Annotated in this window: 8 protein-coding genes and 1 pseudogene; 6 read left to right on the plus strand and 3 right to left on the minus strand. The window is 60.2% G+C overall.

The features are described 5' to 3' along the window. From GIW04_RS17885 to GIW04_RS17910, 6 genes and pseudogenes are all read left to right on the plus strand, one after another. Positions 1-431 (plus strand): annotated as a pseudogene (locus GIW04_RS17885) (SNF2-related protein); the annotation flags it as partial. Next, positions 428-3,514, plus strand: coding sequence for a TrlF family AAA-like ATPase (locus GIW04_RS17890; protein ID WP_236301348.1), 3,087 nt, complete (start codon positions 428-430; stop codon positions 3,512-3,514). The pseudogene GIW04_RS17885 and the gene GIW04_RS17890, both read left to right, overlap by 4 nt. 25 nt (positions 3,515-3,539) lie before the next feature. Beyond that, complete coding sequence (locus GIW04_RS17895) at positions 3,540-5,312, plus strand: AIPR family protein (protein WP_228383604.1); 1,773 nt, start codon at positions 3,540-3,542, stop codon at positions 5,310-5,312. A 10-nt stretch (positions 5,313-5,322) separates the two neighbouring features. After that, complete coding sequence (locus tag GIW04_RS17900) at positions 5,323-7,041, plus strand: site-specific DNA-methyltransferase (RefSeq protein WP_090520103.1); 1,719 nt, start codon at positions 5,323-5,325, stop codon at positions 7,039-7,041. After that, positions 7,041-9,791, plus strand: a complete 2,751-nt coding sequence (locus tag GIW04_RS17905; RefSeq protein WP_090520104.1) for a DEAD/DEAH box helicase family protein — start codon at positions 7,041-7,043, stop codon at positions 9,789-9,791. The genes GIW04_RS17900 and GIW04_RS17905 overlap by 1 nt, the downstream gene beginning before the upstream one ends. Positions 9,792-9,808: 17 nt before the next feature. Then, the gene (locus GIW04_RS17910) at positions 9,809-11,563 is read left to right on the plus strand and encodes an ATP-binding protein (RefSeq protein ID WP_236301349.1); all 1,755 of its coding nucleotides are present in this window, start codon (positions 9,809-9,811) and stop codon (positions 11,561-11,563) included. Between the two features lie 53 nt (positions 11,564-11,616). Here GIW04_RS17910 and GIW04_RS17915 read toward each other — a convergent pair whose 3' ends face one another. From GIW04_RS17915 to GIW04_RS17925, 3 genes are all read right to left on the minus strand, one after another. After that, complete coding sequence (locus GIW04_RS17915) at positions 11,617-12,366, minus strand: TIGR03747 family integrating conjugative element membrane protein (RefSeq protein ID WP_090520108.1); 750 nt, start codon at positions 12,364-12,366, stop codon at positions 11,617-11,619. Further along, positions 12,363-14,555 carry a type IV conjugative transfer system coupling protein TraD gene (gene traD / locus GIW04_RS17920; protein ID WP_090520109.1) on the minus strand — a complete coding sequence of 731 codons (2,193 nt, stop codon included), beginning with the start codon at positions 14,553-14,555 and terminating at the stop codon, positions 12,363-12,365. Before traD ends, GIW04_RS17915 begins: the two co-directional genes overlap by 4 nt. Before the next feature lie 4 nt (positions 14,556-14,559). Then, on the minus strand, positions 14,560-14,877 hold a 318-nt coding region (locus GIW04_RS17925; protein WP_236479092.1), incomplete at its 5' end, for an integrating conjugative element protein.

Consider the following 14,877-nt stretch of genomic DNA (forward strand, 5'->3'; position numbering starts at 1 on the left):
CGCAGGCAGCGAGCCTGTTCAATAACGCAGGCGATGCCACGCTGGTAGCCAACGTGGCAACGCGCAAGACGGAGCTGCTGCGCGACATCAACCAACGCAACCTTGGCTACTTCGAGCAGGAAGTGCAGAAGTTGGACGCCTGGGCCGATGACCTGAAACTCGGCCTTGAGCAAGAAATCAAGGAGATCGACCGCGAGATCAAGGAAGTGCGTCGCACGGCAGCCACCTCGCCCACGCTGGAAGAAAAACTGTCATGGCAGAAGAAGCAGCGCGAACTGGAAGGCAAGCGCAGCAAGCTGCGGCGGGAACTGTTCAATCGGCAGGATGAGGTCGAAACACAGCGCAACGACTTAATCAGTCAGTTGGAGGTGAAGCTCCAGCAAAAGGTGGAAGAGCGCACGCTGTTCACTATCGAGTGGGGGCTGACATGATGACAAAAAGAGAAATTTCTCGGGGTGCAATTTGGCGGCAGTGGGACCTGCATGTCCATACACCAGCATCGTTTCATTGGTCGGGAGATAAGTTCGATGTCGATCTCTCTTCTGCAAAGAGCAAGAAGCTGGTCGATGAAATGATCGAAGCCATGAACAAGGCAGAACCGGCTGTGTTCGCGATCATGGATTACTGGACCTTTGACGGTTGGCTCGCACTGCGTAGTCGTCTCAAGGACGAGGACGCCCCTGTTCTAAAAAAGCTCGTCCTTCCAGGGATCGAGCTTCGGCTTGCGGCGCCAATGAAAGGACGACTGAACGCACACGTACTGTTCTCGAACGAGGTCGATGAACAGGTGCTCCGGGATTTCATATCGGCATTGCGCATTGAGTTAGTGGACAGGCCGCTTTCTGAGCCTGCCTTGAGAGAGCTTGCCAGGAAGGTCGGCGAGGACAAGTTGACGCATCACGGCTTCAAAAAGGCCGATGTAGATGCTTCCGACGAGAAGGCTCTGCTTGCTGGGGCGGTGATTGCGGAGATCAACGCTGACTCATACAGGGAAGCGATTCGGAAGGTCCCGAACGAGCACGCGATTGGCCTTATGCCGTTTGATACGAATGACGGACTGGCCGAGGTCGGGTGGCAAGAGCACTACGCCTATGCCATGAACCTCTTTCAAACTTCTCCGATCTTCGAGACACGAGACACCAACTTGCGTGGCGCATTTGTTGGCGAGCAGACAGCCGGCAACGCCAAGTGGTTCAAGAATTTTCAAGCAGGTCTGAATAATATTCCGCGCTTGGCAGTCTCAGGAAGCGACGCCCACTGCTTCGTTGGAACACCTGGCGACAACAACAAGCGGGGCTATGGCGACTTCCCCTCCGGGAAAAGGACGTGGATCAAAGCCGACCCGACGTTCCACGGCCTCAAGCAAGCCATTCTTGAGCCAGCGAAACGCTCCTTCATTGGTGACAAGCCGCCCAAGGTTCAAGAAGTCGAGTCCAACAAGACCTTCTACATCGAGTCGATCGAGATCACCAAAACAGGGGACAAGGCTGGCGTCGGGCGGTGGCTGCATGGCTGTGACATCCCGCTGAACCCCGATCTTGTCGCTGTTATTGGGAACAAGGGAAGCGGCAAGAGTGCTTTGGCGGATGTCATCGCGACGCTCGGCAACTCCAAGCAGTCCAAGCACTTCAGCTTCTTGAAGAGGGATCGCTTTTGGGGCAAGACCGGCGAGCCCGCTCGCCACTTCACCGGAACGCTAACCTGGCGAGACGAAAGCACCGAGTCCAGGCCGTTGAATGAGTCACCTTCAGAGGAGAAGGCCGAGCTTGTCCGCTACATCCCGCAGGGCTATTTCGAAGAGCTTTGCAATGAGCACGTATCGGGTAAGTCGAACGCATTTGAGAAAGAGCTGAGGTCAGTGATCTTCTCCCATGCGAGCGAAGAAATGAGGCTTGGCGCACTCGACTTCGATCAGTTGACCGAGCAGCAGGAGCAATCGCTCAGGAACCGATTGGGTGAGTACCGGAAGGAACTGACATCGACCAACGCAACCATCGTTCGCATCGAGGAGCAGCTTCAACCCATTGAACTGAAAAAACTCACTGATCTGCTCCTGCTGAAGAGCAAGCAGATCGAGGAACACGACAAGCTGAAGCCTGCGGAGGTTGCGGTGCCGACCGAAGCTATGAGCCCCGAGCAGAAACAAGCGGCTGAAGGCTTGGCGACAGCAAGTCAACAGGCGGAAGCGGCCAGGACGCGCAGCCAAGAGATCGCTGGCGAGACCACTGAACTGGCCAAACGTCAAAAGGCCATAGGAAATATTCGTGAGCAGTTGAGATTGCTGCAACGTGCTTTCGATCAAGCCGAAAAAACCGTCTCCGACGATCTCAATCTTCTTGGCTTCGCTTGGTCCGATCTTGCCGCCATCGACATCAAGACCGCCGTTCTGGAAGAAAAATCGACCGAGTTGGCGACGAAGCAAGGCGAGATAAAGATCGAGGCTGAAAAACTGGCGGAAGTCCTCAATTCCGCCACTGCAACCCAGCAAGGTTTCACCGCAAAGTTGAACGCGCCGCAACAGCAATATGAGGCCTACCAGCGCCAGCTTGCGGAATGGAACACGAAGCGCGACGAACTCATCGGCTCAATCACCGACCCTGAGACCAAGGTCGGCTTGGAAACCAGAATCGAGCAGATCGAGGAGCTTCCGCAGCAGCTCAAGGTTTTGGAAGCGAGGCGTTTGCAGTTGTCCGGGGAAATCTTCGATACCCTCGATGCACAGCGGCGTGCACGTGCGGAACTGTTCAAGCCGGTGCAAGACCTGATTCAGAAAAATGTCCTGATACGCGAGGACTACAGGCTGCAGTTCCAGGCAACGCTGGCGGCATCCGCCGACGCCATCGCCGACCAGTTGTTTGCTCTGATCAAGCAGACCGCAGGTGACTTTCGCGGGCAGGACGAAGCACCGGCGACCATCAGAAGATTGTTCGATGGCCATGACCTGAACAGCAAGGATGGGGCGCTAGCCTTCATTGCCTCCTTGCAGGAGAAGGTTTTGGCAGCGGCGAAGGCCTCCGGCTCGGATGCCGGGATTTTCAGTTTGCTGAAGAAGGGGCAGCCGGCCGCGGCCGTCTATGACCTCATCTTTGGCTTGAACTTCCTTGAGCCTCGCTACTCGCTCCTCTTCCAGGACACGCAGATCGAGCAACTGTCCCCTGGTCAACGTGGCGCGCTCTTGCTGATCTTCTACTTGCTGGTGGACAAGGGAAAAACCCCCATCATTCTTGATCAGCCGGAAGAGAATCTTGACAACGAGACGGTGTTCCGTCTGCTCGTTCCCGTTCTCTCCGAAGCCAAAAAGCAGCGGCAGATCATCATGGTCACGCACAACCCCAATTTGGCGGTTGTGTGCGACGCCGAACAAATCATCCACGCAAGATTCGACCGCGCATCGGACTCCACTATCCGCTACGAATCGGGAGCCATCGAGAACACGGGGCTGAACGAAGCTGTCGTGACCATCTTGGAGGGGACGAAACCCGCATTCGAGAACCGCTACGGGAAGTACCACTGACATGGCGGCCCTTGAACCACAGCACATGACCGTCCTGAAGAAGATTCTGGCGGAGCGCTTCGTGCCGTTCCTTCCGCCCCTCCTGGGTGCGGCGAAGCCGGAGGATCAGGCTGCCAAGCAGCTCTCGCGTGCCTTCAGCGCCTTCGCCCTGAACAAGCTGCTCAACATCACGCCAAAGGACGCCGCCGCTTCCGTGGTGGACGATTTCAACGACAAGGGGCTGGATGCGATCCACTACCACGCCCCCACGGAAACGCTCTACCTCCTGCAAACCAAGCTGAAGGAATCCGAGCAGTTCAAGCAGGATGAAGCCCAATCGTTCTGCACCGGCATCCGGCTGCTGCTGAAGCAGGATTTCACCGGGTTCAATGGGAACGTCCACAACCGCAAGGCCGAGATCGAAGGCGCGCTCGATGCGTGCAGTCGCATCAAACTGGTCGTGCCCTACACTGGGGACGGTGTGTCGCAGTCGGCCATCGATGCGCTGCAAGTGCTGCTGGACGACGATGATCTCGACGAAGAGCGGCTCGACAAGCAGGTGGACTACTACGCGGCAGTCGACATCACCCGCGACCTGCTGGCGGAGCAAGCCTATCCGCCGGTTCATACCGACATCGCCTTGCAGAAGCACGCGAAGGTCGAGAACCCGCGCACGACGTACTACGGCATCGCCCGTTTGACCGACCTGGTCGCGCTGCACAAGGACAAGGGCAAGGCGCTGTACGAGCGCAACATCCGCTACTTCCTCGGCAGCAGCCGATCCGACGTCAACAAGGCCATCAAGACGACCCTGCGCGACGATCCCGGCAGCTTCTTCTACCTCAACAACGGCGTGACGGCGGTCTGCGACGAGATTGAGTTGAAGGGAAAGAACCCCAGCAGTGGGTTCCGGAAGTTCAAGGTTCGTGGCCTGTCGATCATCAACGGCGCGCAGACGGTCGCGTCCGCCGCCGAGTTCGTGGCCCAGCATCCAGGCAGCAACATCGACGATGCCAAGGTGATGCTCACCTTGATCAAGGCCCCGGCGGACGGCCCGTTCGGTAAGCGCGTCACCAAGGCGCGCAACCACCAGAACCCAGTGCAGACAGCGAACTTCGCTTCGCTGGACGAAAACCAGGAGCGGTTGCGGCAAGAAATCGCGCATCTCGGCTTCGCCTACCACTACCGTCCGGAAGCCTCGGCCACCGGCCTCCAGGCTATTTCGCTCGACGAGGCGCTGCGCGCGCTCGCCTCGCGCCAGGACGATCCGCGCTACGCGGTCTGGCTCAAAAGCGAACCGGCGCGGCTGGCCAATCCGGAATCCGCCGAATACCAGGCGCTGTTCCCGGCCACCCTGACCGGCGTGGCCCTGCTCAACGCCGTGCTGTGCCACCGGGCCATCCGCACGCTGGTGGTCGACTACGAGCAGAAGGCGGCGGCGCGCAGCCAAGAAAAGCTGATCTACCGCCACGCCACTCATGTCATCACGGCTGTGATGATGAAGCGCCTGCGCCAACGCATCGGCGCGGCGACGGTCATGGACGCCGCAGCAATTCCCGGCTTGATCAGCCAGCCGCTCGACGAGTTGCGGCAGCAGACCTTCGACCTCGGGCGGCAACGCCTGCTCGGCGAGGGGCCACTGGCCTACTTCCGCAATCAGGGCAGCGTCGCCTCGTTCATGGCCGACCTGATGGAAACGCATTTCGCGCTGACCGCCGATCCAACGCTACCCACTCTGCGCAATATCGATACTGCGGCGGATGCCTATCCGCGCAAGCGCCTGCTCGACTACTTGTCGGGCAAGGCACCCCAACTATGAGAGCGATGCCATGAGCAAGCAAAAACTAGAACTGACATGGATCGGCAAGGAAAAGCGCCCCAAGCTGGAGCCGCGCATTCTGCTCGAAGACCCGGACAAGTCGTACCACGCCCCGCATCGCGTTACAGAGAACGATATCTTCGATAACAGGCTGATCTTCGGAGATAACCTGCTGGCGCTGAAGGCTCTCGAGCAAGAGTTCTCGGGGAAGGTGAAGTGCGTGTTCATTGACCCGCCTTACAACACAGGCAGCGCGTTCAAGCAGTACGACGATGGATTAGAACACTCCATTTGGCTGGGGCTGATGCGCGACCGGCTGGAGATCATTCGGCGATTGCTAGCAGATGATGGTTCGCTGTGGATCACTATTGACGACAACGAAGCGCAATACCTGAAGGTGCTGTGCGATGAGGTGTTTGGACGAGCTTGTTTCGTCACGACGTTTATCTGGAAAAAGGTAGATAGCCCGAACGATAACAAAGTACCAATCACGCCAGATCACGAGTATTTGTTGTGTTTTACGAAAACTCCTGGATCTCGCCCATTCAGACAGAAATACGATGATTCGATATTGGCGGCGTACCGTAAGCCAGATGCCGAATCTGACAGACCGTATCGCGACCGTCTCTTGAAAAAGAACGGCAAGAATAGCCTTCGCTCTGACCGTCCGTCGATGTTCTTTCCATTAACCGCTCCTGACGGAACGGAAGTACTGCCGATTCACGATGATGGCAGGGAGGCACGATGGGCAATGGGGAAAACCTCTGTTGAGGATTTGATTGAAAAAAACGAGTTGATTTGGAAAAAGCGCGAAACCGGCTGGATTCCGTATACCCGAGAGTTTGCACCGGATAGTCCATCGCGGCCTTATCCAACGATATGGAATGACCTCGACACAACACGGCAAACCAAGGCGCATCAAAAGACATTGTTTGGAGAAGATGTTTTTGATACTCCAAAGCCAGAAGACATGCTGAAGCGCATTTTTGATATGTCTACTAACCCCGGGGATCTTGTCCTCGATTCCTTTGCCGGCTCTGGAACCACTGGCGCGGTCGCGCACAAAATGGGCCTTCGCTGGATCATGGTGGAACTGGGAGAGCACTGTCACACGCACATCATTCCGCGCCTGCAGAAAGTCATCGCCGGTGAAGACAAAGGCGGCGTCACGGAAAGCGTGAACTGGCAAGGCGGAGGCGGCTTCCGCTACTACAGCCTCGCGCCCAGCCTGATCGTCAACGACCGCTGGGGCAACCCGGTCATCAATCCTGAATACAACGCCGCGCAACTAGCCGAAGCGCTGGCGAAAGTGGAAGGTTTTACCTACGCACCCTCCGAGGTGCAGTGGTGGCAGCACGGCCACTCCAGCGAGCGCGACTTCATCTACGTCACCACGCAGAACTTGTCTGCCGACCAGTTGCAGGCACTCTCCGACGAAGTGGGTTCCGACCGGAGCCTGCTGGTCTGCTGCTCTGCCTTCCGAGGCGTGACAGCGGCGAAGGCGGCAGAACGCTGGCCGAACCTGACCTTGAAGAAGATTCCGAAGATGGTGCTGGCCCGCTGCGAATGGGGCCACGACGACTACAGCCTCAACGTGGCGAACCTGCCGATGGCCAAGCCCGATCCCGTTGATGCCTCGGCAGCCGCCGGAGCGAACAAGAAAACCAAGAGCAGGAAAGTGCCCGCTGCGCATTTGAATCAGGGCGGTCTGTTTGGGGAGAACGAGTAATGAACAGCCGTGTCCTGCACGCCGTCACCGGTCGTCTGTCGCTGCGCCCGCCGCAGGAGGAATCTCTCAAACGCTTGGTTCGCGCGCTCGAAACCTCGCCTGACCTCTTGGGCCATGAGCGGGATATCGCCGCCGTTCTTTCCACGCTGAAGGCCGAGTTCCCCACGCTGGAGGACTTTGAGCGCGAGTTTCCCTCGCTGTGCTTCGCGCTGGCCACGGGCGTCGGCAAGACGCGGTTGATGGGCGCGTTCATCGCCTATTTGCATCTGGCGCATGGCATCAACAACTTCTTCGTGCTCGCGCCCAACCTGACCATCTACAACAAGCTGATCACGGACTTCACACGCAACATGCCGAAGTACGTGTTCAAGGGCATTGCCGAGTTTGCGCAGCAGCCACCGCTGATCATCACCGGTGACAACTACGACCAGACTGGCGCAGCGGTGGACGACCAACCGCAGGGTTTCGCCCACGACGTGCGCGTCAACATCTTCAACATCTCCAAGATCAACTCCGAAGTGCGCGGCGGCAAGGAGCCGCGCATCAAGCGGATGAAGGAAGTGCTGGGCGACAGCTACTTCAACCACTTGGCGAACCTGCCCGATCTGGTGCTGTTGATGGACGAATCGCACCGCTACCGCGCCAGCGCGGGCGTGCGTGCCATCAACGAGCTGAAGCCGCTGTTCGGCCTGGAAGTAACGGCGACGCCGTTCGTCGAAAGCAGCAAGGGGCCGGTGCCGTTCAAGAACGTGGTGATGGACTACCCGCTGGCGCGGGCGATGGAGGATGGTTTCGTCAAGGAGCCTGCGGTTGTCACCCAACGCAACTTCAAGGCCAGCGACCACACGCCGGAAGAAGTGGAGAAGACCAAGCTGGAAGACGGCGTGCGCTTGCACGAAACCACGAAGGTCGAGCTGCTCACTTATGCCCGCGAGAACGGTGTCAAGCCGGTGAAGCCCTTCATGCTCGTCATCGCACGCGACACCACGCACGCTGCGAGTCTTTTGGCACTTCTGGAATCGGAAGCCTTCTACGAAGGGCGTTACGCGGGCAAGGTGATCCAGGTCGATTCCAGCCGCACCGGCGCGGAAGAGGAAGAGATGATTTCGCGCCTGCTGGCTGTGGAGAGTGTGGACGAGCCGACCGAGATCGTGATTCACGTCAACATGCTCAAGGAGGGCTGGGACGTGACCAACCTCTACACCATCGTGCCGCTGCGCGCCGCCAACGCGCGCACGCTGATCGAGCAGAGCATCGGGCGCGGCCTGCGCCTGCCTTATGGCAAGCGCACCGGCGTGGCGGCGGTGGATCGCCTGAACATCGTTGCCCACGACAAGTTTCAGGAGATCATCGACGAGGCCAACCGTGGCGATTCGCCGATTCGCCTGAAGCAGATCATCCTCGACGCGCCCAGTGCCGACGACAAGAAGGTAAGCGTGCAGGTCGGCTCCGGTGCTGCAGCGCGGCTTGGACTGGCGGATGCCGCGCCCGCAGTTGATCCAGCCTCGGCGGCTGCCTACTCTGACTCGGATGGTGGCGAGGCAAAACCCGCGCCGACGCCGGTGTTCACCACCGAGGCCGAGAAGCAAGCGGCGCGCGTGGTGATCGAAGTCATCGGCAAGCTGGAGACGCAGCGTGATCTAGTGCCGACCAGTGGCGCACTGCTCACGCCCGAGGTGCAGAAGGTCATTCAAGCGGAGGTGGCAGAACGCCTGAAGCCGATGCAGGGCAACCTGCTGGCAGGCGCGGACGATGCGGCACCGGTGATTGATCTGACCAAAGTGGTAGCCAAGACCACCGAGATCGTGGTGCAACAGACTATCGACATCCCGCGCATTGCCGTTGTACCCAAGGGTGAGGTCACGACCGGCTTTCGCCCGTTCTTGCTGGACGTGAGCCAGCTTCGCCTGCAACCGGGCGAGCGCGAGATCGTCGGCCAGATGCTGCGCACCAACGAACAATTTACGCTGGCGGCGGAAATCGGCCTGAAAGAACAGCGCCCGGAGGACTACATCGTCCACGCGCTGGTGGACTTCGACGACATCGACTACTTCACCCACGCCGACCTGCTCTATGACCTGGCGGGCCAGATGGTGCGGCACCTGCAGAGCTACCTCTCGGAATCCGAGGCGGTCAACGTGCTGAATGGGCAGCGCAAGACCATCGCAAAGGAAATCCACTCGCAGATGATGGCGCACTTCTTCGAGGAAGCGACCGAGTTCGAGGTGCAGGTCAGTCGCGGCTTCACGGAACTGAAAGCCTGCAACTACACCGCTACGGCGGGACAAGCCCCGCGCCATTTCCGCGAAACGGTGGAGGACGTGGGCCGCATCAAGCAGATGCTGTTCGGCGGGTTCACCAAGTGCCTTTACCCATTGCAAAAGTTCGACTCGGACACCGAGCGCCGCTTCGCCGTCATCCTCGAACGCGACGCGAACAAGTGGTTCAAGCCCGCGAAGGGACAGTTCCAGATCTACTACAAGCTCGGCACCGAGCAGCCGGAGTACGTGCCGGATTTCGTGGTGGAAATGGATGCGTTCATCCTGCTGGCCGAGACCAAGAAGCGCGACGATCTGAAATCGGATGAAGTCGTCGCCAAGGCTGCGGCGGCATTGCGCTGGTGCAAATACGCTTCAGATCACGCCAGAAACGTCGGTGGCAAGCCGTGGAAATACATCCTGGTGCCACACGATGAAATCGCAGAGTCGAAGCGGCTGGCCGATTTCCTGCGGTTCGAAGTGAAGGACTGATTTGAAGGAGCGTTGATATGAGCCGTGCCCAGCTGCGTTTTCAGGTTGATTCCCGACTCGCCACATTGCTGAGTCAGGAATACCCGTCATCAGAGCGGGCGTTGAAGGAGCTCGTCGATAACGCGTGGGATGCCGACGCCGAGCACGTATCTGTCACTCTCCCGAAGCCACTGAGCGGTGGCTCCATCGACATTGAGGACGATGGAAGCGGTATGACCGAAGAGGAGCTGCGGCGGCATTATTTGGCCATTGCATCCGATCGCCGCTCACGGCGCGGAGAACGTACCGCCGGGAAGAGCCGCCCGGTCAAGGGCAGAAAAGGCATCGGCAAGTTTTCTGGCCTCATGGCGGCGGCCACCATGATGCTCGAAACGCGTGCGCGCGGCCGCCTGTGCCGGATTTCGCTGCGCTTGGATGACCTTGCGCGCGTTGAAGATATCGAGCAGTTGGATATCAGCTTGCACAGCGAACCGTGCGCGCCCGAACTCCACGGGACAACCATTACGCTCAACGACTTGCACCAGGGTTTGGCTTACCCGGAGGCCAACCGCCTACGCCAGATCCTGTTACAGGATTACGGTCGGCAGGATGACTTCGCGATCACGGTTGACGACAAGCGTCTGGATGTTGACGACGTATCAGGGCGTTATGCAGAGCAGGATCAGTCCTTGCCAAATGTGGGCAAGGTGAAACTGCGGTTCTCTATCAGCGATGGCAAGTCAGGATTGCGTCAGCCTGGCATTACCTTGCGCGTGGATGGCAAGGCCGTGGGGCGGCCAGGATTCTTTGGCTTGGATCAACGGGATGACTTCCCGCGCAAGTTACTTCGCAAGCTCTACGGCGAAGTCGAGGCGGACGGACTGCGCGATCACATCACGGCTGGTTGGGATGCTGCCGTTGAGAATAGTGAACTTTTGAAGGAGGTTGAGGCATACGTCCAGCCCATTCTCCGGGAGGCGTATGAGCAGCAGTACCGGCAAGAGATCCAGCTTGCACAGGCTCGACTGCAAAAAGCGATCCTTACTCGACTCTCAGCGCTGCCGGAACACAAAAGGGTTTTTGCAGATCGGGCGATCAAGAAAATCCTCGACAAGTATTACGGCGAACCGGAGAGCAAGGTCGAGCCGGTGGTGAATGTGTTGCTGGAGGCAATGGAACGATCCGATTACCGTATTCTTCTTGAGCACATTGCGGAAGCAACTTCGAGCGACGTTGCAGGGGTAGCCGAGCGGCTGGATGAGTTTGGCTTGGCAGAGATGGCATTCCTGGTTCAGCAAGCCGCAGCGCGCCAAGTTTTTCTTGATCAACTGGAACTGCTTGTTCGTGACGCAACAACTACCGAGGCCGTCTTGCACAAAGCCCTGGAACGTAACTTGTGGGTGTTTGGTCCGGAGTATTCCCTGTTCAGCTCAAACAGCACATTGCGGCGACAAGTGGAAGATGTTCTTGGGAAGGTCTATACGGGAGACAAGGCCGACAAACGTCCTGACCTGCTTCTCAACGAGAATCTGAGCGGCAAGTACTTATTGATCGAATTCAAACGGCCAAGCCACGCGCTGAATCACGGTGATTACGTACAGGCAATCGGCTATAGGCATGAACTGACAAAGTACGTTGGCTCTGCTGTTCAGGTTTTGTTGGTCGGTGGAGGCAGGTCTGCCGACTTTCCTACTGGAAATCGTGAGCCGGATGTTGAGGAGCGAATCTTTGGACAGATCATCTCCACAGCACGGCGACAGATTGAGTGGCTGCTCCGGACGGAGAGCTCTTGATCTCCTTCGGTTCTAAATATGCACCGAACGTCGATATTCGGTGCTGTGTGTGGTTATAAGTACTTCTTGAAGCTACCCGCAGTCAGGCTCACGGCCAGTCCCAGCAAGGCGGCGCTGGGCAGCAGGATCAGCAGTGGATGCACCGAGATCGGCAAGGCCAGGTACGTGATCCACGGCAGCACGGCCAGCGGCATCAGGCTCGCCTTCGCGCGGTGGTAGATGAAGCCGGATTCCCGGCCCGCGCCGAACCGGCGCACGTCCCGCCGCACAAGACCGTCGATCAGGCCGACGAACGCCGCAGTGAAGATCAGTGGCAACGTGAGCACCAGAACCAGCAGGCGCACCAGGAACGTGAGCGTGGTGAAGGCCGCGGCAATCAGGTAGTTCTCGGCCCAGACATAGACTTGGCTGATGTGGTAGCGGAAGTTGCGCGTCTGCCCGTGGCTGGGTGCGCGGGCGCGCTCGGCGGTCTGGCTCATGCGCTCCAGCAGCCCGGAGCGAACGAATACCCATTCGTAGCCGGTATCCACCAGTTCGTGCGCAGTGCGCCCCGGCTCCTGCACGACCACGCTGCGCGTGAAGTGGCTGGACAGGTGCCCAAGTTCGTACTGCAACATCTGCTGCGAGTGCCGCCAGCCCTGGTCCTTCCAGAACAGGTGCATGCCGATGCACTCCACGACGATCGAGAACAGTAGCGAGCCGATCAGCACCCCGAGCAGCCGGAACGGCAAGGTGATGGTGCCGACGATCAGGCCCTGGCGCTGGTTCTGCTCCCGTTGCGCAGTCGAGGCGGCGTCCTTCATGGCGAGGCCTCGTCGCCCGTGCCATCGCTGGTGGCAGGGGTCACCGTGAGAGGTTCGGCTGGAGCGACGTCATCAAGCAGGTCATCGGGCAAGCCCGTGTCCTGCAAGGCCGGGGCGCTGGTGAACTCCCACCACTGCGTCGCTTCGCTGTAGCTCTGGCGCATATACCCGGCCAGTTGCTGCAAGTCTGCCGGCATCACCTCGTCCGGGTCCGGCGCCGGCAGCGGCATACGCACTTTCCAAAGCTGACCGCCCTGCAGCAGCGCGAAGCACTGGCCCTTGGGTAGGCCGACGACATGCGACGGCTCGATCATCGGCACGCTGGACATGCTGATGCGGTCCTGGGTGTTCGACGTGAAATCCGTCGCCCCGCGAATGTCCGAGCTGTCCGTCGCGCCGCTGACGATGGTGGTCGTATAGACCTCGACCTTCGGCAACTGCCTTGTCAGCAGTTCAGCGGTGGCCGTCTCGCGCACGCGCAGCATGAACAGGTTGTTGAAGTTGCCGATCACCTGACCGGCCTTCGCGCGGTTGCCGATGCGGGCTTCGATGTCCGAGAGGGTCTGCGTGTACGCGGTGACCTGGAGGCCTGCGCCACCACCCTTGTTGATCAATGGGATGAACTCGTCGCCCATCAGCTCGTTGAACTCGTCGGCGTGGACGTTGATCGGCACGCGCGTGCCTGCCGATGCGCCCGGCAATCCGTCGTCGATCCCATGCTTGTAGATATGCCCGGCGACCGACACGAGATCGCTGAACATGGAGTTGCCGACCGCTGCGGCGACCTCGGCGTCGGACAGTGCATCCAGGCCCACATAGACCACGGCGCGCTTACGGATGACCTGCATCCAATCGAAGATCGGGCGCGGGTCGGCCAGGTCGGAGTAGTTCGGGGCCAGGAGCTGCGCGATCTTGCCGCTGGTGAGCTTCTCCAGCAGCGGCAAGAGGCTGGCGACGATCTTGTCGAAGTACGTCTTGTCGTAACGGACGGCCGAGCGCAGGCCATCCAGCACCGGGGCGTAGTTGCGCGCCTGCGAGAGGTACTGCTCCAGCGCCACCACGCGCTTCTCGCGCCCGATCATGTTGCGCGGGATGTTCTTCTCGTTGAGCTTGGCCTCGATCTGGACGATCACCTCCCAGGCCTTGGGCTCCGTCTTCGCGAAGTAGTGCTGGGCGTACTCGATGAACAGCGCGTCGATGTTGATTACGTGACGCTGGATCAGCATGTAGTCCGGGCGCTGCCCCAGTTCCACCAAGGCGCGGGCGATGATGTTGACGAAGCGCCAGGCGAACTCGCGGAAGGCCGCGCTGTTGCCCTCGCCGGAAAGCTGCCCCGCGACGCGAGTCGCCACCTCGCTGATTCGCCCAAAACGGCCCACGGCGTTGTAGCGCGCGGAAATGTCCGGCCAGCCCAAATGAAAGACGTAGAACTCGCCTTCGCGGCCCGCGCGCTTGGCCTCGACGTACATCCGCTTCAGAAGATCGGCGTCGCCCTTGGGGTCGATGACGATCACGACCTCGTGCTCGCCCGCAGCGTTCACGCGCCGGATGTCCTGCGTCACGAACAGTTCGGCCAGCCGGGTCTTACCGACTCGCGTCGTGCCCAGCACCAGCGAGTGGCCGACGCGCTCGCCGAGCGGCAGGCTGACGTCCACCTCTTCGGGTTCGATGCCGTGCAGGCGCGGCAGGCCGCCCACAGGCGGCAGCGGCCGCACCGGGTTGAAAGGCACGTCCCAGCCGGTGAGCGCGGACAGCCGGGACAGCGGGAACGGCGCGAACTCCAGGCGTTCTTCCAGGCGACGCGCCAGCCGGTAGGCCGGCGTCGGCTCGACGTAGCGGCGGAACTCCGGCCGGTACGTCTGCATCAGCCTATGGGTGTGCTTCTGCTCCCACAGGAACCCGCGCCCCACGAACAGCCGCTGCTGGCTGACCGGCACGTCCTTGCTGGTCATCACGTACCGAGGCAGGCGGCGGATGTTGCGCCGGTAGCGCAGGATGACGCGGGCATCGCGGTAGCGGATGGCACCGTAGGCCCCGAACGCCAGGGCACTGCCGACGCCCATCGACGGGCTCAGCGCGAGCGACCACGGGGCCACCAGGCACAGGAACGCGGCGCCCGCGCATGCGGCAACGGTGTATAGCTCCACCGCTGGGCGTAGCAGTACCTCGACCGGCTGTTTCCCCGACATGGCTTCATTGCTCGATGCCGGTGGCCGTGATCAGCGCCGGGTAGTGCCGCAGGCCCAGACGCTCGGCCAGGTCGTCGCCGGACACAGGCGCGAGCGGCACACCGGGCACCAGGCTGCGCAGCCGCGCCAGGCCCTGCATGGTCTCGACGTTGACTACCAGACCGACCGCGCCGCGCTCGCGCAGCGCTGCCGCCTGGCGGCGCAGCCAGGCATGGGACGCCTCGTCGTCGCCGACGACCACGAAAGGCCGCAGACCCGGAGCCTCGATGACCCGCCGCGCGACGGTGCCGGGCGTGAGCTTGGCGCTGCGCACGGGTAGCAT

The organism is Pseudomonas sp. PA-4-8C (assembly GCF_021606625.1).
GTDB lineage: Bacteria > Pseudomonadota > Gammaproteobacteria > Pseudomonadales > Pseudomonadaceae > Aquipseudomonas > Aquipseudomonas lactis.

Bases quoted from the DNA above. Each gene is read 5' to 3' on its own strand.
- GIW04_RS17890 (WP_236301348.1), top strand. From the start codon at position 428: ATGATGACAAAAAGAGAAATTTCTCGGGGTGCAATTTGGCGGCAGTGG.
- GIW04_RS17895 (WP_228383604.1), top strand. From the start codon at position 3,540: ATGACCGTCCTGAAGAAGATTCTGGCGGAGCGCTTCGTGCCGTTCCTT.
- GIW04_RS17900 (WP_090520103.1), top strand. From the start codon at position 5,323: ATGAGCAAGCAAAAACTAGAACTGACATGGATCGGCAAGGAAAAGCGC.
- GIW04_RS17905 (WP_090520104.1), top strand. From the start codon at position 7,041: ATGAACAGCCGTGTCCTGCACGCCGTCACCGGTCGTCTGTCGCTGCGC.
- GIW04_RS17910 (WP_236301349.1), top strand. From the start codon at position 9,809: ATGAGCCGTGCCCAGCTGCGTTTTCAGGTTGATTCCCGACTCGCCACA.
- GIW04_RS17915 (WP_090520108.1), bottom strand. From the start codon at position 12,366: ATGAAGGACGCCGCCTCGACTGCGCAACGGGAGCAGAACCAGCGCCAG.
- traD (WP_090520109.1), bottom strand. From the start codon at position 14,555: ATGTCGGGGAAACAGCCGGTCGAGGTACTGCTACGCCCAGCGGTGGAG.